The 19,763-nt window shown below is 69.5% G+C and carries 19 protein-coding genes; 10 read left to right on the top strand and 9 right to left on the bottom strand.

The genetic code is table 11. From position 1 onward, the window contains the following. The first annotated feature begins 3 nt into the window (after positions 1–3). Genes QM624_RS10720 through QM624_RS10705 form a run of 4 tightly spaced genes read left to right on the top strand, consistent with a single transcriptional unit; the run spans position 4 to position 3,381 of the window. On the top strand, positions 4–963 hold the full coding sequence (locus QM624_RS10720) for an ABC transporter permease (protein ID WP_415091598.1): 960 nt from the start codon (positions 4–6) through the stop codon (positions 961–963). After that, complete coding sequence (locus QM624_RS10715; RefSeq protein ID WP_415091596.1) at positions 960–1,772, top strand: ABC transporter permease; 813 nt, start codon at positions 960–962, stop codon at positions 1,770–1,772. Before QM624_RS10720 ends, QM624_RS10715 begins: the two co-directional genes overlap by 4 nt. Then, positions 1,769–2,602 carry an ABC transporter ATP-binding protein gene (locus tag QM624_RS10710; RefSeq protein ID WP_415091594.1) on the top strand — a complete coding sequence of 278 codons (834 nt, stop codon included), beginning with the start codon at positions 1,769–1,771 and terminating at the stop codon, positions 2,600–2,602. The genes QM624_RS10715 and QM624_RS10710 overlap by 4 nt, the downstream gene beginning before the upstream one ends. Continuing rightward, positions 2,599–3,381 carry an ABC transporter ATP-binding protein gene (locus QM624_RS10705; protein WP_415091592.1) on the top strand — a complete coding sequence of 261 codons (783 nt, stop codon included), beginning with the start codon at positions 2,599–2,601 and terminating at the stop codon, positions 3,379–3,381. The genes QM624_RS10710 and QM624_RS10705 overlap by 4 nt, the downstream gene beginning before the upstream one ends. 154 nt (positions 3,382–3,535) lie before the next feature. Here QM624_RS10705 and QM624_RS10700 read toward each other — a convergent pair whose 3' ends face one another. The 6 genes from QM624_RS10700 to QM624_RS10675 all read right to left on the bottom strand — a co-directional run bounded on the left by QM624_RS10700 (position 3,536) and on the right by QM624_RS10675 (position 10,037). Beyond that, on the bottom strand, positions 3,536–5,134 hold the full coding sequence (locus tag QM624_RS10700) for a DHA2 family efflux MFS transporter permease subunit (protein WP_415091590.1): 1,599 nt from the start codon (positions 5,132–5,134) through the stop codon (positions 3,536–3,538). Continuing rightward, positions 5,131–5,745: a PadR family transcriptional regulator gene (locus tag QM624_RS10695; protein ID WP_415091588.1), complete on the bottom strand. Its 615-nt coding sequence runs from the start codon at positions 5,743–5,745 to the stop codon at positions 5,131–5,133. Before QM624_RS10695 ends, QM624_RS10700 begins: the two co-directional genes overlap by 4 nt. 469 nt (positions 5,746–6,214) lie before the next feature. Beyond that, positions 6,215–7,003 (bottom strand): inositol monophosphatase family protein, encoded by a 789-nt coding sequence (locus tag QM624_RS10690; protein ID WP_415091586.1) that lies wholly within the window; start codon positions 7,001–7,003, stop codon positions 6,215–6,217. Positions 7,004–7,147: 144 nt separating this feature from the next. Continuing rightward, positions 7,148–8,155, bottom strand: coding sequence for a ribosome small subunit-dependent GTPase A (gene rsgA / locus QM624_RS10685; protein ID WP_415091584.1), 1,008 nt, complete (start codon positions 8,153–8,155; stop codon positions 7,148–7,150). Then, positions 8,152–9,417, bottom strand: a complete 1,266-nt coding sequence (gene aroA / locus QM624_RS10680; RefSeq protein WP_415091582.1) for a 3-phosphoshikimate 1-carboxyvinyltransferase — start codon at positions 9,415–9,417, stop codon at positions 8,152–8,154. The genes rsgA and aroA overlap by 4 nt, the downstream gene beginning before the upstream one ends. Next, positions 9,414–10,037, bottom strand: a complete 624-nt coding sequence (locus tag QM624_RS10675) for a DoxX family protein (RefSeq protein WP_415091580.1) — start codon at positions 10,035–10,037, stop codon at positions 9,414–9,416. The genes aroA and QM624_RS10675 overlap by 4 nt, the downstream gene beginning before the upstream one ends. A gap of 60 nt (positions 10,038–10,097) precedes the next feature. Between QM624_RS10675 and QM624_RS10670 the strand changes: the two genes are divergently transcribed. The 4 genes from QM624_RS10670 (at position 10,098) to speB (ending at position 12,935) form a co-directional block, all read left to right on the top strand. After that, a complete protein-coding gene (locus QM624_RS10670; protein ID WP_415091578.1) occupies positions 10,098–10,817 on the top strand; it encodes an SOS response-associated peptidase in 720 nt (239 codons plus the stop codon). A gap of 110 nt (positions 10,818–10,927) precedes the next feature. Further along, on the top strand, positions 10,928–11,563 hold the full coding sequence (locus QM624_RS10665) for a sigma-70 family RNA polymerase sigma factor (protein WP_415091616.1): 636 nt from the start codon (positions 10,928–10,930) through the stop codon (positions 11,561–11,563). Next, entirely contained in the window at positions 11,550–11,801 is a 252-nt protein-coding gene (rsrA, locus tag QM624_RS10660; RefSeq protein ID WP_415091576.1) for a mycothiol system anti-sigma-R factor, read from the top strand. The genes QM624_RS10665 and rsrA overlap by 14 nt, the downstream gene beginning before the upstream one ends. Positions 11,802–11,981: 180 nt before the next feature. Then, positions 11,982–12,935 (top strand): agmatinase, encoded by a 954-nt coding sequence (gene speB, locus QM624_RS10655; protein WP_415091574.1) that lies wholly within the window; start codon positions 11,982–11,984, stop codon positions 12,933–12,935. A gap of 59 nt (positions 12,936–12,994) precedes the next feature. Here speB and QM624_RS10650 read toward each other — a convergent pair whose 3' ends face one another. Next, positions 12,995–13,069 carry a 50S ribosomal protein bL37 gene (locus QM624_RS10650; protein WP_413774476.1) on the bottom strand — a complete coding sequence of 25 codons (75 nt, stop codon included), beginning with the start codon at positions 13,067–13,069 and terminating at the stop codon, positions 12,995–12,997. 103 nt (positions 13,070–13,172) lie between these two features. Between QM624_RS10650 and QM624_RS10645 the strand changes: the two genes are divergently transcribed. Beyond that, the gene (locus QM624_RS10645; protein WP_415091572.1) at positions 13,173–14,633 is read left to right on the top strand and encodes a sensor histidine kinase; all 1,461 of its coding nucleotides are present in this window, start codon (positions 13,173–13,175) and stop codon (positions 14,631–14,633) included. Between the two features lie 90 nt (positions 14,634–14,723). Here the strand turns inward: QM624_RS10645 and QM624_RS10640 are convergent, their stop codons facing one another. Beyond that, positions 14,724–14,975 carry a WhiB family transcriptional regulator gene (locus tag QM624_RS10640; protein ID WP_415091570.1) on the bottom strand — a complete coding sequence of 84 codons (252 nt, stop codon included), beginning with the start codon at positions 14,973–14,975 and terminating at the stop codon, positions 14,724–14,726. Positions 14,976–15,173: 198 nt separating this feature from the next. Here QM624_RS10640 and QM624_RS10635 point away from each other — a divergent pair, with 198 nt between their 5' ends. Next, positions 15,174–15,569, top strand: coding sequence for a hypothetical protein (locus tag QM624_RS10635; protein ID WP_415091568.1), 396 nt, complete (start codon positions 15,174–15,176; stop codon positions 15,567–15,569). A gap of 235 nt (positions 15,570–15,804) precedes the next feature. On the opposite strand, the gene QM624_RS10630 is transcribed toward QM624_RS10635, so the two are convergent. Beyond that, a complete protein-coding gene (locus QM624_RS10630) occupies positions 15,805–19,737 on the bottom strand; it encodes a multifunctional oxoglutarate decarboxylase/oxoglutarate dehydrogenase thiamine pyrophosphate-binding subunit/dihydrolipoyllysine-residue succinyltransferase subunit (protein WP_415091566.1) in 3,933 nt (1,310 codons plus the stop codon). Positions 19,738–19,763 lie beyond the last annotated feature (26 nt).

Here is a 19,763-nt window from a genome sequence, read left to right as displayed (position 1 = left end):
CCGGTGCCGATTCTGGCTTTCCTCGGGCGACGGCTCGCGATCTTCGCGGTGAGCCTGCTGGGCGCGTCCCTGCTGGTCTTCGCGGTCTGCTCGGCGCTGCCCGGGCAGGTCGCCGAGGTGATCCTCGGCGAGGGTGCGACCCAGGCCCAGATCGACGCGCTGACCGCCGAACTGGGGCTGAACCGGCCGTGGACGGTGCGCTACTCCGAATGGGTCGGCGGCATGCTGCACGGCGACTTCGGGCAGTCCTATTTCACCGGCCAGAGCGTGACCGAGCTGATGGCGCCGCGGATCGCGGTCACCTGGTGGCTGGTGGTCTTCGCACTGCTGCTGTCGATCGTGATCGCCGTCCCAGTCGGCATGGTGGCGGCGATGAAACGGCGCTCCTGGGTGGGTTTCACCGCCTCGGCGTTGACCCAGCTGGGCATGGCGATCCCGGCGTTCTGGGCGGCGATCGTGCTGGTGCTGATCTTCGCCGTCGGGCTGCATTGGCTGCCTGCCAACGGCTACATTCCGCTGCGGGTCGATCCGGCCAGTTGGGCCTCGCACCTGGTGCTGCCGGTGGTGTCGCTGGCCATCGTCCAGTCCGCGGTGCTGGTGCGCTACGTCCGCTCGGCCTTCATCGAGGTGCTCAGCGAGGACTACTACCGCACCGCGCGGGCGGTCGGCTGGCGTCCGTTCCCGGCGTTGCTGCGGCACGGGCTGCGCAACGCCGCGCTGTCCCTGGTCACCGTCGTCGGCCTGCAACTGTCGGCTGTCCTGGTCGGCGCGATCGTGATCGAGCAGGTCTTCGCGCTGCCCGGGCTCGGCAGCCAGTTGTTGTCCGCGGTGTCGCAGCGCGACCTGATGATCGTGCAGGGCATCGTGATGTTCCTGGCGGCCTCGGTGCTGCTGATCAACTTCCTGGTCGACCTGTCGTACGCCTGGATCGACCCGCGGCTACGGGCGGAGGGTGCCCGATGAGGCGCGCCGGGTTGTGGTGCGGCGCCGTCCTGGTCGCCGGGGTGGTGCTGATGGCGGTCGTCTCGCTGTTCTGGACGCCCTACGACCCGACGCTGGTCGGGACGGCGCCCCGGCTGCAGGGGCCGAACCCGGAGCATTGGCTGGGCACCGACGCGATGGGCATCGACGTGTTCAGCCGGATCCTGGTCGGCGCGCAGACCACCATCGTGGTCGGGGTGGTGTCGGTCGGCATCGCCGGCCTGCTCGGCGTGCCGCTGGGCATCCTGGCCGGCCAGGGACCTCGCTGGGTCGACGAGATCGTGATGCGGTTGACCGACGTGGCCTACGCCTTCCCGGCACTGCTGCTGGCGATCCTGCTGGCGGCCCGGTTCGGCGCGTCCCCGGTGACGGCCATGACGGCGATCGGCCTGGCCACCATTCCCAGCTTCGCCCGGGTGACGCGGGCCGGCACCTTGCAGGTGATGAGTAGCGATTTCGTGCTGGCCGCCCGGTCGTCCGGCACCCGCTGGCCGGGTGTCTCGGCACGGCACGTGCTGCCCAACATCGCCCCGCTGATCGGTGTGCAGGCGTCCGTCACCTTCGCGATGGCGATCCTGGCCGAGGCGGCGCTGAGTTACCTGGGGCTGTCGACGGCCGCGATCGTGCCGACCTGGGGGAAGATGCTGCGCGACGCCCAGACGGTGATGTTCAACGCGCCCCTGCAGGCCGTCTGGCCGGGTCTGGCGATCGCGGTCGCGGTGCTGGGTTTCAACCTGCTCGGTGACGGCCTGCGCGACCTGCTCGATCCGCGGCTGCGGGAGGTGCGATGAGCCTGCTCGAGGTGAGTGACCTTTCGGTCGCTTTCGGACGCCGCCGGCAAGTCGCGGTCGACTCTGTCTCGTTCCGTTTGGACGCCGGCCAGCGGCTCGGCATCATCGGCGAATCCGGCTCGGGCAAGACGGTGACGGCTCTGGCCGTGCTCGGCCTGCTACCGGAGAATGCCCTGGTCAGCGGCTCGATTCGGCTCGGCGACCGGGAACTGATCGGTTTGGACGAGGCGACGCACGCCCGGCTGCGCGGCGATCTGGTTTCGATGGTCTTCCAAGAGCCGATGACCGCGCTGGATCCGACGATGCGGGTCGGACGGCAGGTGGCGGAGGTGCTGCGGCTGCACGCCCCCGACCGCTCCGGGGCGGCCCGGACGCACGTGCTGGAGATGCTTACCCGGGTCGGCCTCGCCGACGCCGAACGGGTCGCGGACAGCTTCCCGCACCAACTCTCCGGCGGGCAGCGGCAGCGCTGTCTGCTGGCGATGGCACTGATCAACTCGCCCGACCTGGTGATCTGCGACGAACCGACCACGGCCCTGGACGTCACCGTGCAGGCCCGGGTGCTGACCCTGCTCGATGAGGTGCTCACCGCGGAACGGGCCGCCTGCCTGTTCATCAGCCACGACCTGGCGGTGGTGTCGCAGGTGTGCAGCGACGTGCTGGTGATGCTGGACGGCCGGATCGTCGAGGCCGGGCCGGTGGCGAAGCTGTTCACCGCACCCGAGCACCCGTACACCCGCGGCCTGGTGGCGACCGCCCGGATCGATCAGGTGCCGCCCGGGCAGCGGCTGCCGACCGTGGAGGACTTCTACCGGCGGGAGGCACGATGACCGGCGCACCGCTGTATCAGGTCAACGATCTGACCCGGGTCTTCGGCCCGGGGGGTGCCGTCCGGGCGTTGGACGGCGTCAGCCTCGAGGTGCACGCCGGACAGCGGCTCGGCATCGTGGGGGAGTCCGGCTCGGGGAAGTCCACTCTGATCCGGCTGATGGCCGCGTTGGACCGGCCGACCTCAGGTGTCGTGTCGTTCGAGGGGCAGCAGGTGAGCGGCGTTCGCGAGGGCAGGCTCGGGTTCCTGCGGGCCGCCGTCCAGTTGGTGTTCCAGGATCCGCGCAGTTCGCTGAACCCGCGGATGACGGTCGGTTCGATCGTCACCGAACCGCTGCGCTCGCGACATCTGCGCGGTGCGCTCGACCCGGTGGACGCCGGCGCCCGGCTGCGTGAGGTGCTCCAGGCCGTCGACCTGCCGCCGGACGCGGCGTCCCGCTACCCGCACGAGTTCTCCGGTGGCCAGCGGCAGCGGATCGCGATCGCCCGCGCGCTGGCACCCGATCCGCGGGTGCTGATCGCCGACGAGCCGGTCTCTGCGCTCGACGTGAGCGTGAGGGCGCAGGTGCTGAACCTGCTCGCCGATCTGGTGGCCGCCCGCGGGTTGACCCTGATCTTCGTCAGCCACGACCTGTCGGTGGTACGCCACCTGTGCGACTCGGTGGTGGTGATGCGGTCCGGACGGATCGAGGAGCAGGGCCCCGCCGAGCAGGTGTTCGCCCAGCCGTCCGCCGACTACACCCGCTCGCTGATCGCCGCGATCCCGCGCCTCCGGCTGTGACCAGTTGGTCCGTCATCTCGGCGAATGCCGGGATCTCCGCAATCGTGTGTGCGAGCTGAGATCCCGGGGGATGGCGGACCAACCGGCGCGCCATCGCTGATCGAGCTTGTCGAGATCTTTCGGGGGTCTCAGCAAGCTCGATCCAACGCCTGCCTCAGGGCACCGGATCGGGCTGCGGCTCGACGAGGGCGCGTGCCGGCCGGTAACCACTGCCGAGGGCGTCCGGACGGCGCAGGAAGCACACCGCGGCGACACCCAGCAGCAGCACGCAGGCCGGCAGGATCACCGATTGCGACATGGCGGTCGAGAAGCCGTCCAGCACGAACGCGGGCAGTTTGCCCTCGCCGAAGCCGCCGCTGTGCTCAGCGGCGCCGGGCAGGTTCGCCACCAGTCGGGCCTGCATGAAGGCGGCGATCGCGGCCGAGCCGACCACCGAGCCGATGGTCCGGGTGGTGTTGTAGATGCCGGCACCGGCACCCGCCTGGCGCGGCGGCAGGTTGCGGGTCGCGGTGGTGGCCAGCGGACCCCACATGCCGGCGTTGCCGATGCCCATCACGGCCGAGGGCAGCAGGAACATCCAGACCGGAGTGTCGGGGTGCATCAGCGCCGCGTACCAGAACAGCGCGAGGGCGGTGAGCAGCAGCCCGGGCACCAGCAGCAGGCGCGGGTCGACCCGGTCCAGGAGTTGGCCTGCGAACGGGGCGAGCCCGCCGGACAGGACGGCCATCGGCACCATCAGCAGGGCAGCCTGGGTCGGGCTGAGGCCCATCGCGAGCTGGATGAAGAACATCAGCGGCAGCGACATGCTGGTCACGGTGAAGCCGACCGCGACGATGGCCAGGTTCGACACCGAGAAGTTCCGGTCACGGAAGAGCTCCAGCGGTACCAGCGGCTCGTTGCGGGTGCGGGCCTGCGTCCAGACGAACAGGCCGAGCACCACCAGACCGGTGATGATCATGCTCCAGACCGAGATCGGACCCCAGATCGTGCCCCAGGCGTAGGCCTCGCCCTCTTGCAGCCCGAAGACGATCAGGAACAGCGCGACCGCGCTGAGCAGCACGCCGACGATGTCGAAGCGGTGCGGGTGGGTGGGCAGCTTCGGCACCAGCACCCAGGCCAGCACGAAACCGATCACGCCGACCGGCAGGTTGATGAAGAAGATCCACTCCCAGCCGAAGCCGTCCACCAGCAGGCCACCGGCCAGCGGGCCGACCAGGGTCGCGACGCCGGCGGTGGCGCCCCACAGGCCCATCGCGGCGCCGCGCCGGTTGGCCGGGAAGGTCCGGGTGATCACCGCCATGGTCTGCGGGGTCATCAGGGACGCGCCGAGACCCTGCACGGCGCGCATCGCGATCAGCATGCCCAGCGAGGTGGACAATCCGCAGCCGAGCGAGGCGACGGTGAAGATGGCCAGCCCGGTGAGGTACATGGTGCGCGGACCGAACCGGTCGCCGAGGCGTCCGGTGATCAGCAGCGGGACGGCGTAGGCGAGCAGATAGGCGCTGGTCACCCACACCACGTTGTCGAGGTTGTTGGTGGTCGGGTCGAGCGCCGCCTTGATGGCGGGGTTCGCGACCGACACGATCGTGGTGTCGACCAGGATCATGAAGAAGCCGACGACCAGTGCCCACAACGCCGGCCACGGGTTGCTGGGGCCCTGCATGCCGTGGCTGTGGCCGTTGGGTTGGGCTCGGCCGGGTGTGCCGTCCGTGGTTGGTTCGGACGCGGATTCGGCCCGGGTTGTTTCGCTCATGCGTGTGTTGCCTCTCGATGGGTGGGGGCCTCGGCCGGCGCGTTGTCGCGCGGCGGGCCCCAGACGGTGTCGCCCAGGCGGGCGAGGAAGGTGTCGGTCCAGCGCAGTTCGGCGTCCAAAAGGGCCGCCTGGCGGTCGATCTCAACGAGGTACTGCTCGGGAACCTCACGGCTCCGGGCTTTGACCAGGCCGTCGCGGTGCATCGCGTGTTCGGCGGCCAGGGCCTCGCGGCGGGCGGCCAACAACTCGGCCACCTCGGGTCGGGGCAGGTTGTGCGACTCGGCCAGCGCCACCCGGAACTCCGTCGGGTGGTCGATCCGGGCGAGTTCGTGACGCACCCAGCGCACCACGGCGTCCCGACCGTCGGCGGTGAGTGTGTAGGTGGTTCGTTCCGGACGATTGCCCTCGCGGTCGGTGCCCACCTCGGCCAGCAGTCCCGCCGCGGTCAGCCGACCGACCGTGTGGTAGAGCGTGCCGTTGGTCAGCGTCACCAACCTGTCCTCATGCCGCTGCCGCATCAGCCGGATCATCTCGTACGGATGCATATCGCCCTCGCGGAGCAGTGCCAACACCATCACCGCGAGCGGGGTGATCCGGCAACCGTCCTTCATGAGCATCCTCCCGTTAGCCCGTCCTGTATATCCCAGACCAACTAGTCCAGATGGACTATATGCCGCAGATCGCCCTCACACAACCCGGTGACCGCGGGGACGGTTCCCCTGGTCACTGGGGACGGTTCCTTTGGTCACCGGGGACGGTTCCTTTGGTCACCGGGGACGGTTCTTTCGGTCACCGTCGCTCGACGGGGGCGGTCTTCCGTTCACTGGGATGACAGCCCTTGGCCACTGGCTTCAGTGGGCGCAGGGGCCGCGGCTGAACCGGATGCGGCGGGGCAGTCCTCGGTTATCGGGCGGTTCGTCCGGTCGCGTGCATCAACACGCGGCTGCCCACGCTGCTTAGGGCATTTGGTGACCAAAGGAACCGTCCCCGGTGACCAAGAGAACCGTCCCCGGTGTCCGAAAGAACCGTCCCCAGTGACCGAAAGAACCGTCCCCGGTGACCGGTTGGAGGAAGTGCGGGTTACTCAGCCAGTTGCTGGACGACGGCGTCGTGGAGCAGGCCGTTGGTGGCGATCGCGCCGGGGCCGTGGGGGCCGTCCGCGCCGTCGAGGTTGGTGAAGCGGCCGCCGGCTTCGCGGACGATCACGTCGAGGGCGGCCATGTCGTGCAGGGCGAGTTCGGGTTCGGTGGCGATGTCGACCGAGCCTTCGGCGAGCAGCATGTAGCTCCAGAAGTCGCCGTAGGCGCGGGTCCGCCAGCAGTCGCGCATCAGGTCGACGAACTGCTGGCCGCGGCCCGACTCGACCCAGCCGTGGATCGACGAGTACGACAGCGAGGCGTCGTCCATGCTGCTCACCCCGGACACGTGGCAGGGCTGGCCCTGCAGCAGGGTCTTGCCGCAATAGGCGCCGCCGCCGACGCTGGCCCACCAGCGGCGTCCGAGCGCGGGTGCCGACACCACGCCGACCTTCACCTCACCCTCGACCATCAGTGCGATCAGCGTCGCCCAGACCGGGACGCCTCGGACGAAGTTGGCGGTGCCGTCGATCGGGTCGATCACCCAACGCCGCGGACCCCATCCGGTGTCCTCACGCTCCTCACCGTGGACGGCGTCGCGCGGCCGGGCGGTCTTCAGCGTGCGGCGGATCGCGTCCTCGACGGCGACGTCGGCGTCGCTGACCGGGCTGAGGTCGGGTTTGGAATCGACCTTCAGGTCGAGCGCCTTGAATCGGCTCATGGTCAACGAATCGGCGTTGTCAGCCATCACATGGGCCAGTCGAAGATCGTCGAGGTAGCTCTGCTCCGCCATATGCCTCAACCTATCGGTTCAGCGGCACGCTCGCGCTCGCGACGCCCGCCGCGGTCTTCGGTGACCAAAGGAACCGTCCCCGGTGACCGAGAGAACCGTCCCCGGTGACCGAAAGAAACCGTCCCCGGTGACCAAAGGGAACCGTCACGCTGAGGCCGGACGCCCCATCCACGCACCCTCCATCCGGCGGAACGACTCCAGGCGTTCCGCGGCCAGCCGGCCGTCGGCGACTGCGTCGTCCAGGGCGCATTCCGGGGCGTCGGTGGCGTGGCTGCAGCCCCGCGGGCAGTCCGCGGTCAGTTCGGCCAGGTCGCCGAAGGCGCCGATGATCGACTCCCGGGTAACGTGGCTCAGCCCGAACGACCGGACGCCGGGGGTGTCGATCACCCAGCCGGCATGGTCGGGCAGTTCCAGGGCGATCGCCGAGGTGGAGGTGTGCCGGCCGCGTCCGGTGACCTCGTTCACCTCACCGGTGGCTCGGTCCACGCCGGGGATCAGCGCGTTCACCAGGGTCGATTTGCCCACCCCGGAGTGTCCGATGAAGACGCTGGTCCGCCCGGCCAGCAACTCGCGCACCGCGGTCAGATCGGCACCGGGCCGCACCGTCACGATCGGGATGTCGAGCGGGGCGTAGGCGGCGATCAACTCATCAGCCGGCGCCAGATCCTCCTTGGTCAGGCAGAGCACCGGGTCGAGACCGGCGTCGTAGCCGGCGACCAGGATGCGGTCGATCATTCCGGTCCGTGGCGGCGGGTCGGCCAGCGCGGTGACGATCACCAGCTGGTCGGCATTGGCCACGATCGGACGCTCGAACGGGTCGGTGTCGTCGGCGGTGCGGCGCAGCACGGTGCGGCGGGGGAGTACCTCGACGATCCGGGCCAGGGTGCCCTCATCGCCACTGAGATCGCCGACCACCCCGACCTCGTCGCCGACGATGACCCCCTTGCGGCCCAGCGCCCGTGCCTTGGTGGCGGTCAGCGCCACGTCGCCGAGCAGGCAGCGGTAGCGACCGCGGTCGATGGTGGTGACGATCGCCCGCGGCGCGTCCGAATAGTCGGGACGGTTCTTGGTGCGCGGACGGGTGCGGCGGGGCGGGCGTCCGAAACCGGCGTGTTCATCCTCGGTGATCCCACCGGGCACTCGACGGTTCACTCGCGTCCCACCAGGCGCGCCCACAGGCCCGGGAAATCGGGCAGGGTCTTGGTGGTGCAGCTCACATCGTCGAGTTGCACACCCGGGACGGCCAGCCCGAGCAGCGCGCCGGCGTGCGCCATCCGGTGGTCGGCGTAGGTGTGGAAGACGCCGCCGTGCAGCGGTACCGGAGTGATCCGGAGTCCGTCAGCGGTCTGCTCGACCCGTCCGCCCAGCGCGTTGATCTCGGTCTCCAGGGCAGCGAGGCGGTCGGTTTCGTGGCCCCGGACGTGCGCCACGCCACGAATTCTGCCGGGCGCGTCCGCGACCGCGAGCAGCGCCGTGGCGATGCAGGTGAGTTCGCTGGCCAGCGACAGGTCGAGGTCGGCGCCGCGGACCACGCCGTCACCCGACACGCTGACCGATTCGGCGTCGTGCCGCACGCTGCCGCCCAGTGCCGACAGCACCTCGAGGATCGTGCCGGCTGCCTGAACGGTGTGCCGCGGCCATGCCGTGGTGACCTCGCCGCCCACCAGCAGCGGTGCGGCCAGGAAGGTGGCGGCGTTGATCAGGTCGGGCTCGATGGCCTCGTCGCGGCCGGCGATCGGACCGGGCGCCACCTGCCAACGGTCCGAGTCGGGCTCGGTTTCGATCCGGACGCCGCGCTCGCGCAGCATCGTCACGGTCAGCCCGATGTGGGGCCGGGAGGGCAACGTGCCGCCGCGATGGGTCAGGTCGAGGCCGGCCTCGAAGCGGGCGCCGGCCAGCAGCAGCCCGGAGACGAACTGGCTCGATCCCGAGGCGTCGACGGTGACCGGCCCGCCGGGTACGGCGCCCACCCCATGCACGGTGAAGGGCAGCGCCTGCGGATGATCGATCCGGACGCCGGCCTGGGCCAGGCCGTCCAGCAGCGGTTGCACCGGGCGCAGCCGGGCCTCGGGGTCGCCGTCGAAACGGCTGGCCCCGTCGGCCAGCGCGGCGACCGGCGGCAGGAAGCGCATCAGGGTGCCGGCCAGTCCCACCTCGATATCGGCAGCCGTGAAATGGGCCGGCGGTTCGACCCGCACCTCGTCCGCACCCAGGTCGACGAAACCCGCTCCGAGCGCGGTCAGCGCCGCCCGCATCAGCCGGGTGTCCCGGGCGTCCAGCACGCCGCGCAGCACGCTGGGCGCGTCCGCCAGCGCAGCGAGCACGTAGCCGCGTGCGGTGGCCGACTTGGAGCCGGGGACGACGATGGTTGCCTGCAGCGGCCCGGAGCGCTCCGGAGCCGCCAGCGAGGTCACTTCAGCGCACCTTCAAGGGTCTTGGTCGCCGTCTTGGTGGCCTTCGAAGCCACCTTCTTCGCCTTCCGGGCGGCCCGCTTTCCTTCGCGGGTCAGGTTGGCCTTGGCGTGCGCGGCCTCCCGAGAGATGGTCGCCTTGGTGTGTTCGGCCTCGCGGCCGAGCAGTTCGGCGCGGTTCTTGGCCCGCCAGGCCAGATCGGGACGTCCCTCGGTGTCCTGCGCGGCCAGCAGCACGCTGCCGGTGAGCGCGAGGTTCTTCAGGAAGCTGTCCTTGCCCGCACCGTCACCCTCGGAGTCGCCGGTGAACGGGTTGCTGGCCAGCAGTTGCGGCGCCATGCTCACTGCGAGCGCCACCGCGCCGAGCCGGCGTCCGATCCCGGTGGCCAGGCTCAACCCCCCGACCACCTGGGCGAACCCGGTCAGCCGGACCAGACCCTTGGCGTCCTCGGGCAGATACGCGACGGCCTGCGGCGGCAGCGTCTTCTCCGCGAGCGGCAGAAGGGTCTTGGCCAGCGGCTCGGTCGCGCCCGCCAAAGGCTGGGGGTCGCGCATCGCCTTGACACCGTTGACGACGAAGAAGCTGGCCAGCATGGTGCGGGCCGCGAAACGCAGCAGACTCATGGGTTATGTCTAGCGCCTAGTGGCCTTTTGTCCAAGCATCTTCGGGCTACTCTCACCCCCATGTGTGGACGGTATGCGTCGTCTGCGGACACGGACTGGCTCGAAGAGGTCTTCGAGATCGACGAGACGCCTGATCCCCTGCCCGGGCCCCGCTACAACATCGCACCGACCGATCCGGTGGTCGCCGTGGTCGAGCGGATGCCGAAGGACGCCCCGGACCGGGTCGTCCGCAAGCTGGTGGAGCTGCGCTGGGGGCTGGTGCCGTCCTGGTCGCGTGACCCCAAGGGCGCGGCCCGGATGATCAACGCCCGATTCGAGACGCTGGACAGCAAGCCGGCCTTCCGGAGGGCATTGGCGGTGCGCCGCTGTCTGCTGCCGGCCGACGGCTTCTACGAGTGGTACGCGCCGGAGGGCGCGTCCGAATTGCCGGCGAAGCGGCGTCCGCCCAAGCAGCCGTTCTTCATCCATCCCGCGGACGGCTCGCCGATGGCGATGGCCGGGCTGTACGAGTTCTGGAAGAGCCCGGCGGGGGAGTGGCTGAGCACCTGCACGATCATCACCACCACCGCCACGGACGCCGTGGGCCGCATCCACGACCGGATGCCGATGACCGTCCGTCCGGACCGCTGGGACGCCTGGCTCGACCCTGGACGTGCCGACGGCGCGCTCGACCTGCTCGACGCCCCCGGTGCCGAACTGGAGGCCTACGCGGTCTCCCGACTGGTCAGCACCGTCGGCAACGACGGGCCGGAGCTGATCGAGCCGCTCGCCGAGTCGTAGGGAATAGCGGCCCCGTGCCGGGCGTTCCCAGCCATGTGATGAGCACCCTCGGCACCGCGCGGAGCGAGCGCCCGGCGGCCCAGCTGGCCGACCCGCTACTCTCGTACGCGATGACCATTCCCGCTGCCGACGCCGAAGCCGTTGTCGATCTGGCGACCGAGACACCCGAAGAGCGTGCCGCGCGTTTCGAGCGCGATGCGATGCAGTACCTCGACCAGCTCTACGGGGCCGCGCTGCGGATGACCCGCAACCCGGCCGACGCCGAAGACCTGGTGCAGGACACCTACGTGAAGGCGTTCGCGTCGTTCCACCAGTTCACGCCCGGCACGAACCTGAAGGCGTGGCTGTACCGCATCCTGACCAACAGCTACATCAACACCTACCGGAAGCGGCAGCGTCAGCCGCAGACCTCCGGCGGCGACCAGATCGAAGACTGGCAGCTTGCCCGGGCCGAGGCGCACACCTCGGACGGCCTGCGCACCGCCGAGATGGACGCGCTGGACCGGATGCCCGACTCGGTCGTCACCGAGGCGATGAATGCGCTGTCGCCCGACTTCCGGCTGGCGGTGTACCTGGCCGATGTGGAGGGCTTCTCCTACAAGGAGATCGCCGAGATCATGGGCACCCCGATCGGCACCGTGATGTCGCGGCTCAACCGGGGACGCAACCAACTCCGGACGGCGCTCGCCGACTACGCCGACGAGCACGGCCTTTCCCGACGAGGTGGTGACCATGAGCACCGGTGATTGCTCGGCCGCGCTGGCCCGGCTGTACGAGTTCCTCGACAACGAACTGGCCGATGCCGATGCGGACACGATTCGCGCGCACCTCGCCGCCTGCGAGCCCTGCCTGGACCGGTTCGACACCGAGGAGCAGGTCCGTGCCCTGGTGAAGCGGTGCTGCACTTCCGCCCGCGCCCCCGAGACGCTGCGCGTCCGAGTCACCCGGGTGACCACCATGACGGTGATCACCCAGGACGACTGACCTCCAGGTCTGCGTTCCACCCGGGTGCTGCCTTCCCGCATCCCGCTAGAGCCCTCCCTAACTAGTTCTGCCCTCCCGCATGCGGGAGGGCAGAACTAGTTAGGGAGGGTTTTCCTCGGTCGGGCTCGGTGTCGGACCGATAGCCTCGTCGGGCGGAGTTGCGGACGAGGGGACGACCAGGTGGGTAACGAGCGGGAGATCATCGGGCAGCGGAATGATCCGGACCTGCCTCGCTACGCCGGGCTGGCCACCTTCGCACTGCTGCCGCGGCTGGAGGACGCGGGGCGCGCCGACATCGCGGTGCTCGGGATTCCGTTCGACTCCGGCACCAGCTTCCGGCCCGGTGCCCGGTTCGGGCCGTCACACATCCGCGAGCATTCCCGTCAGCTGCATCCGTACCACCAGCTCCACGACGCCTACCCGTTCCGCGATCTGCAGGTGGTGGACGCCGGCGACGTGGGCGTCGGGCCCTACGACGTGCCTCGGGCGGTCGATGTCATCGAGGCCCGAGCCCGGGCGCTGGTCGAGGACGGCGTCCGGATCGTCGCGCTCGGTGGCGACCATACCGTCGCGCTCCCGCTGATCCGCGCGGCCGCCGCTGCGCACGGGCCGCTCGCCGTCCTGCACTTCGATGCGCACCTGGACACCTGGGACGTGCTGCACGGCGCCACGATCTGGCACGGTTCACCGTTCCGCCGGGCGGCCGAAGAGGGCCTGATGGATCTGGAGCACTGCCAGCACGTCGGCATCCGCGGCGGCGTCTACGACCCGAGCGAGTTCGACGACGATCGACGGGCCGGGTTCGCGATCGTCCGTTCGCACGAGTTCATCGAGCGGTCGATCGCCGACATCGTGCAGCAGATCCGGGATCGGCTCGGCGACCGGCCGGTCTACGTCTCGATCGACATCGACGTGCTCGATCCAGCCTTCGCGCCCGCGACCGGGACGCCGGAGGTGGCCGGGATCAGCACCAGTCAGCTGTTCGCCGTCCTCAGGGGGCTGCGCGGCCTGCCCATCGTCGGCTGTGACGTGGTCGAGGTGGCCCCCGCCTACGATCACGCCGGCATCACCGGCCTGGCCGCCGCCCACACCGCCTGGGAGCTGCTCACCCTGATGGGCCTCGGACCGCGCTGAGCCGGACGCACGAGGCCCCGGCACCTGGATAGGTGCCGGGGCCCGTCGTCGTTGCGGAGTCAGGCGTTGGGACGCTTGCCGTGATTCGCCTTGTTCCGCCTGCGCGAGCGACGCTTGCGTCCACCCTTGCCCATCGTTGTCTCCTGTCGTCGTGTTCATGGGGCGCTGTCAGCGCGGTTTGCCATTCTGCCACAAGAGGTTCGGCGCCCTGGCCGCGGAACCTCTATGGTTGCGGACATGCTGTCGATGGCCGAGGTGATCGCGGAACACACAGCCTTGGCACCCGACGACGTGGCCTGGCTCGAGCATCTGGTCGCCGAATGGCACCTGCTCGCCGACCTGGCGTTCTCGGACCTCATCCTGTGGGTTCCGGACGTCGACGACAACGTGTTCTGGGCGTGCGCCCAGGTGCGTCCGACCACCGGCCCGACCGCGCTCGAGGATGATGTGGTCGGCGAGGACGTGCACTACGACCCCGAACACCTGGTGACCGAGGCGTACCTCTCCCACGAGATCGCCCGGACCAGCAACAACCAGCTGCACTCGGGCATCCCGGTCGACGTCCACGCCATTCCGGTGGTGCTGCGCGGCCGGGTGCTCGGGGTGGTCGAGGCACACACCAACCGGCTCGGCATCCGTGCCCCGGGTGCACTGGAGGACGCCTACCTGGAGGCGGCCGACGTGCTGTCCGGAATGGTGCACCGGGGCGAGTTCCCGACCAGCGGCGACAAATCCGTGCCGTGGGTCTCACCGCGGGTCGGGGACGGCATGATCCGGGTCAACGCCGCCGGCCTGGTCACCTACGCCAGCCCCAACGCGGTCAGCGCCTACCGCCGGCTCGGCCTGCACACCGACCTGGAGGGCGAGAACCTGGCGGCCGTCACCATGTCGCTGCTGCGCGACCGGGCGCCGGTCGAGATGGCGCTGCCCACGGTGCTGGGCGGACGCGGACACCGCGAGGTCGAGGTCGAGACCCCCGACGTTCAGCTGCGGCTGCGGATCATCAACCTCAACGACGCCGACGGCCCGTGCGGACGGCTCGTACTGTGCCGCGACACCACCGAATTGCGTAGTCGTGAGCGCCAACTGGTGACCAAGGACGCCACCATCCGGGAGATCCACCACCGGGTGAAGAACAACCTGCAGACAGTGGCGGCACTGCTGCGGCTGCAGGCCCGCCGGATCTCATCACCCGAGGCGACCGACGCGCTCACCGACGCGATGAAGCGGGTCGGTGCGATCGCGGTCGTCCACGAGATCCTGTCCCAGGCGTTCGACACCTCGGTCAAATTCGACGACGTCGCAGACCGGCTGCTGCGCATGGTGGTGGACGTCGCCGCCACCGGTGGACCGGTGCAGCTGCGCCGTGAAGGCAGCTTCGGCTATGTGCCGGCCGATGTGGCCACCAGCCTGTCGCTGGTGCTCACCGAGCTGTGCCAGAACGCGATCGAGCACGGGCTGGGGCAGAGCCGCGGCGGCGTGGTCTGGGTCAAACCGCGACAGACCGACGGACGGCTCATCGTCGAGGTGACCAACGAGGGCGAACCGCTCCCGCCGGACTTCTCGCTGAGCGCCACCAACAGCCTCGGCTTGTCGATCGTCACCACGTTGGTGGACGACATGGCCGGCGACTTCTCGCTCAGCACCGCCGAGTCGGGTGTGGGCACGGTGGCCCGGGTGTCTATTCCGCTGGCCTGAGCCGACCAGTAGAACCCCTGGTCAGGCCGCCCTTACCGCTGATCGAGTTTGTCGAGATCAGTCCGGCGGGCGAGGCAGGCTCGACGCCGACTAGTTGGAACGCACCCGGGAGCGGGCCGCGCGACGCTTCAGCGCCCGGCGCTCGTCTTCGCTCAACCCACCCCAGACGCCGTGATCCTGTCCAGCGTCGAGTGCCCACTGCAGGCACGCTTCGCGGACGTCACAGCGCTTGCACACCTTCTTGGCCTCCTGAATCTGCATCAGGGCAGGTCCGGTGTTGCCGACCGGAAAGAACAATTCCGGGTCCTCGGTGAGGCAGGCAGCCCGATGGCGCCAATCCATGCGGTTTCCAACTCCTTCTTGGGGGAATCACTTGTACCGTGAGGGGCGGGGGCGCCTCCGTCGATGCGGCACACAAATGTACGTGAGAAGCTTGTCAGTGGTGATCGTCCTGGACAAGACCCCGACCAAGATTGAACCTCTTCTCGCCTCCGATTCCGCTGACGGCGCATTTTCCTGCCATTGGTCTACGGTGGGGGCGTGCAACAGGAGCGCCCGATCGGGCTGAAGGTGGCGGTGGGATGCAGCATCGCGCTCGGCGTGACCTTCGTCGGCTTCGCAGCCGTCAGCGCCGCGGCCGGCCACGGAATCTTCAGCGTGCAGATCGGCATCCTGCTGGCGGCCTACGGCTTGATCCTGATCGGCGCGGGCATCGGCCTGTGGCGGCGCCACCTGTGGGCCCGCGGCCCGGTGGTGGCCTTCGCCCTGATGGCCGGTTTCGGCTTCGGCGAGTACCTGCTGGAGCAACCCTGGCTGTGGCTGCTGGTCCCGGTCTGCCTGGGCGCGGTGGTCGGCGTGGCGATGCCCAGCACGACCAAAGCCCTGCGCGAACGGGGCAGCAGCACCGATCAGCCGGAGCAAACCCGGACGCCATAGCCCGTAACCACCCGTCGTCATCCCGGCGAACGCCGGGATCTCTTGCCAAGTCCGGGCCCGTCTGAGCCGAGATCCCGGGTCGAGCCCGGGATGACGGTTGTGCCCGGGATGACGGGCATGCCCGGGATGACGGTCGAGCCGGCGATGACGGGTATGCCCGAGACGCGGTCGAATCCGGGGTGCGAGTCGGAAGGTGGCCCCGGGATGACCGGTGGCGGTCATCCCGGGGGAGCGCCTACTCGGCGAAGGCCCGTGCCATCAGGTCGTCGTGCTGCTCACGGTGCACCTTGAGCGAACCCACCGAGGGTGCGGACGCCGCCGGCCGGGTGACCGGGGTGATCGTCAGCTGGTAACCGGGCAGGAACGCCGCGACAGCTGAAGGCAGGTGCTGCTTCATGAACCACCAGGCGCCCTGGTTCTCCGGCTCGTCCTGGACGTAGCGGATGTCGGCGTCCGCCGGATAGCCGGCGAGCTGAGCCGCCAACTCCTTCGCGGGCAGCGGGTAGAGCCGCTCCAGGGCGATGATCGCCACCTTGCCCTCCAGGCCGGCCTCGGCTCGCGCGGTGACCAGTTCCCAGCGGACCTTGCCCGAACAGAGCAGGATGCGGCGCACCTGCGACGGGTCGGTGATCGTCGGGTCGCCGGTGGCCGGTTCCCAACGGCCCTGGGTGAAGTCGGTCGGCTGCGAGACGGCCTGCTTGGCGCGCAGCATCGACTTCGGGGTCGCGATCACCACCGGACGGTGCCAGTTGACGTAGGCGTGGGTGCGCAGCAGGTGGAAGTAGCTGGCCGGCGTGGACGGCTGGCAGACCGCCAGCGCACCCTCGTGACACAGCTGCAGCCAGCGCTCGATGCGAGCCGACGAATGGTCCGGTCCCTGGCCCTCGAAGCCGTGCGGCAGCAGCAGCACCACGCCCGACTTCTGCGTCCATTTCGCGTTGCCCGAGACGATGAACTCGTCGGCGATGGTCTGGGCGCCGTTGGCGAAATCGCCGAACTGCGCCTCCCAACAGACCAGTGCGTCGGGTGCGGCCACCGAGTAGCCGTACTCGAAGCCCATCGACGCGTACTCGCTGAGCAGCGAATCGTAGACGTGGAAGGTGCCCTGGTCGGCGGCCAGATGGTTGAGCGGCACGTACGACTCGGCGGTGTTGCGGTCGATCACGGCGGCGAAGCGCTGCACGAAGGTGCCGCGCCGGCTGTCCTGACCGACCAGCCGGACGGGGCGTCCCTCCAGCAGCAGCGAGCCGAAGGCCAGCAGCTCACCGGTCGCCCAGTCGATCGGGCCGTGCATGATGCCGTCCGCCCGGCGCTGCAACTGCGGCAGCACCTTCGGGTGCACGGTGAAGCCCTCGGGGAAGGTGACGTGGGCGTTGGCGATCTTGGCCATCGTCTCGGCGCTGATCGTGGTGCCCTGGGTCTTGCCGAGTTTCGGCGGGTAGTAGGGCACCCGGCGGTAGCCGTTGTCCTCTTCGGCCTCCTCGCGGGCCTGCTTGAAGACGCTCTCCAGGCCGTCCCGGAAGCGGGTCAGGACCGCTTCGGCGTCCTCGGTGCTGATGTCGCCGCGGCCGATCAGGGCCTCGGTGTACAGCTTGCGGACGCTGCGCTTCTGCTCGATCAGGTCGTACATCCGGGGCTGGGTGAAGCTGGGATCGTCGCCCTCGTTGTGGCCGCGGCGCCGGTAGCAGACGATGTCGAGCACCACGTCCTTGTTGAACCGCTCGCGGTACTGGAAGGCGAGCTGGGCGATCCGGGCGCAGGCCTCGGGATCGTCGCCGTTCAGGTGGAAGATCGGCGCCTGAATCGTCTTGGCGACATCGGTGCAGTAGGCCGAGGTGCGCGAATCGAGCGGGCCGGTGGTGAAGCCGACCTGGTTGTTGACGATCACATGGACGGTGCCGCCGGTCTTGTACGCGCGCAGCTGGCTCATCTGCAGCGTCTCGTAGACGACGCCCTGGCCGGCGAACGAGGCGTCGCCGTGCAGCAGGATCGGCAGCACCGGGAAGCCGTCGCGCGAGTCCAGGTGGTCGAGCTTGGCCCGGGCGATGCCTTCCAGCACCGGATCGACCGCCTCCAGATGGCTCGGGTTGGCGGCGACCGAGGTCTTGATGGTCTTGCCCGACAGCGCGGTGAACTCGCCCTCGGCACCCAGGTGGTACTTCACGTCGCCGGTGCCCTGAGCCAGCCGCGGGTCGACGTTGCCCTCGAACTCGCGGAAGATCTGGCTGTAGCTCTTGCCGACGATGTTGGCGAGCACGTTCAGCCGGCCACGGTGCGGCATGCCGATGCACACCTCGTCGAGCCCGGTGTTGGCGGCCTGGTCGCACAGCTCGTCGAGCAGCACGATGGTGGACTCGCCGCCTTCGAGGCTGAACCGCTTCTGGCCGACGAATTTGGTCTGCAGGAAGGTCTCGAAGATCTCGGCCTCGTTCAGCCGGTCGAGGATGCGCAGGTGCTCGTCGCGCGGCCACGGCGCGTGCTGCACCTCGACCCGCTTCTGGATCCAGGCCCGCTGCTCGTTGTCCTGGATGTGCATGTACTCGATGCCGACGTGCCGGCAGTACGAGCCGCGCAGCGTCTCCAGGATGTCGCGCAACGGCATGATCTCGCCGTCGTGGCTGCCGAAGTTGCCGACCGGGAATTCGCGGTCGAGATCCCACAGGGTGAGGCCGTGGTACTCCAGCGTGAGTTCGGGGTGTGACCGTTGCCGGTACTCGAGCGGGTCGATGTCGGCCATCAGATGCCCGAACTGCCGGTAGGCGGCGATCAGCGAGAACACCCGGGCCGACTTGGGGATCTGCCCGGGGCGCTCGGCGCTGACGTCCTGCGCCCACCGGATCGGTGCGTACGGAATGCGCAGCGAGGCGAAGATCTCGTCGTAGAAGCCGTGCTTGCCGAGCAGCAGTTCGTGAATCACCTTGAGGAACTCGCCCGACTGGGCGCCCTGGATGATCCGGTGATCGTAGGTCGAGGTGAGCGTGGTCACCTTCGACACACCGGCCTCGGTGATCCGGCGCTGCGACGCCCCCTGGAACTCGGGCGGGTAGTCGATCGACCCGACACCCAGGATCAGGCCCTGGCCGGCCATCAGTCGCGGCACCGAATGGCTGGTGCCGATGCCGCCGGGGTTGGTCAGGGTGGCGGTGGTGCCCTGGAAGTCGGCGACCTCCAGCTTGCCGGCGCGGGCCTTGCGGACCAGTGCCTCGTAGGAGGACCAGAACTGGCCGAAGTTGAGGTTCTCGCAGCCGCGGATGCAGGGCACCAGCAACTGCCGGGTGCCGTCCGGCTTGGCCATGTCGATGGCCAAGCCGAGGTTGATCGTGTTCGGCTCGACCAGGAACGGCTTGCCGTCGACCTCGTCGTAGGCGTTGTTCATCGCCGGCACCCGCTTGAGCGCCTGCACCATCGCGTACCCGATCAGATGGGTGAACGACACCTTGCCGCCGGTGGTCCGGGCCAGGTGTGAGTTGACCATCTGCCGCTGGTCGATGGCCAGCTTCATCGGCACGTTGCGCACCGAGGTCGCCGTCGGCATCGCCAACGAGGCGTCCATATTGCGGGCGGTCCGCATCGGCGCGCCCCGCAGCTGGGTACGGGTCGGCTCGGACGCGGCCGCGTTGCGCACGGCGAGACTGGGCCGGTTCGCGGACAGTCCCATCCCGGAGCCGGGAGACTCGGGGACGCGGTCGTGGCGGGCGCTGCCGCCGGATTCGACCTTCGCCGACGAGGTGCGCGGCTCGGCGCTCGACTCCTTGGCGGGCTCTGCGTCGGCAGCCTTGGCCTTCGCCGGCGGTGTTGCGGCCGCAGCGGGAGCGCCCGGCGAGCGTTTGTCGGCCACCACGGAGTAGGACTCACCGTCGGGACGAGCCGGGCTCGGCTCGGCGCCGGTGTTGGCCGGCGGGGTCGGCTTCGGCGTGCTCGCTGCCGGCTGTGGCGGTGTGGTCTCGGATGTCGCTGCTTGCGCCGGTCCCGGCGGAGCTTCTGCTCGAACGGCTGCACCGTTGGCCGGTGCGGCGGCGCGTTCGGCGAAGAACTGTTGCCAACGGGGATCGACCGAGTCGGGGTTCTCCCGATAGGCCTGATACATCTCGTCGATCAACCAGTCGTTGGCGCCGAATTCGTCGGTCTGCTCGTTGGACGCCGTCACATTCTCGGGCGCGAGGGGCACGATCGCCTTCTTCCGTACTTGTCGGG

Source organism: Micropruina sp., from assembly GCF_047606365.1.
Classification (GTDB): Bacteria; Actinomycetota; Actinomycetes; order Propionibacteriales; family Propionibacteriaceae; genus Micropruina.
The sequence above is the reverse complement of the archived record's forward strand: the minus strand, read 5'-3'. Positions and strand labels throughout refer to the sequence as shown.

What these genes read in the sequence shown, in the direction of transcription:
- QM624_RS10715 (WP_415091596.1), top strand. Translation starts at nt 960, where the DNA reads ATGAGGCGCGCCGGGTTGTGGTGCGGCGCCGTCCTGGTCGCCGGGGTG.
- QM624_RS10710 (WP_415091594.1), top strand. Translation starts at nt 1,769, where the DNA reads ATGAGCCTGCTCGAGGTGAGTGACCTTTCGGTCGCTTTCGGACGCCGC.
- QM624_RS10705 (WP_415091592.1), top strand. Translation starts at nt 2,599, where the DNA reads ATGACCGGCGCACCGCTGTATCAGGTCAACGATCTGACCCGGGTCTTC.
- QM624_RS10700 (WP_415091590.1), bottom strand. Translation starts at nt 5,134, where the DNA reads ATGAGCGAAACAACCCGGGCCGAATCCGCGTCCGAACCAACCACGGAC.
- QM624_RS10695 (WP_415091588.1), bottom strand. Translation starts at nt 5,745, where the DNA reads ATGAAGGACGGTTGCCGGATCACCCCGCTCGCGGTGATGGTGTTGGCA.
- QM624_RS10690 (WP_415091586.1), bottom strand. Translation starts at nt 7,003, where the DNA reads ATGGCGGAGCAGAGCTACCTCGACGATCTTCGACTGGCCCATGTGATG.
- QM624_RS10675 (WP_415091580.1), bottom strand. Translation starts at nt 10,037, where the DNA reads ATGAGTCTGCTGCGTTTCGCGGCCCGCACCATGCTGGCCAGCTTCTTC.
- QM624_RS10670 (WP_415091578.1), top strand. Translation starts at nt 10,098, where the DNA reads ATGTGTGGACGGTATGCGTCGTCTGCGGACACGGACTGGCTCGAAGAG.
- QM624_RS10665 (WP_415091616.1), top strand. Translation starts at nt 10,928, where the DNA reads ATGACCATTCCCGCTGCCGACGCCGAAGCCGTTGTCGATCTGGCGACC.
- rsrA (WP_415091576.1), top strand. Translation starts at nt 11,550, where the DNA reads ATGAGCACCGGTGATTGCTCGGCCGCGCTGGCCCGGCTGTACGAGTTC.
- QM624_RS10645 (WP_415091572.1), top strand. Translation starts at nt 13,173, where the DNA reads ATGCTGTCGATGGCCGAGGTGATCGCGGAACACACAGCCTTGGCACCC.
- QM624_RS10640 (WP_415091570.1), bottom strand. Translation starts at nt 14,975, where the DNA reads ATGGATTGGCGCCATCGGGCTGCCTGCCTCACCGAGGACCCGGAATTG.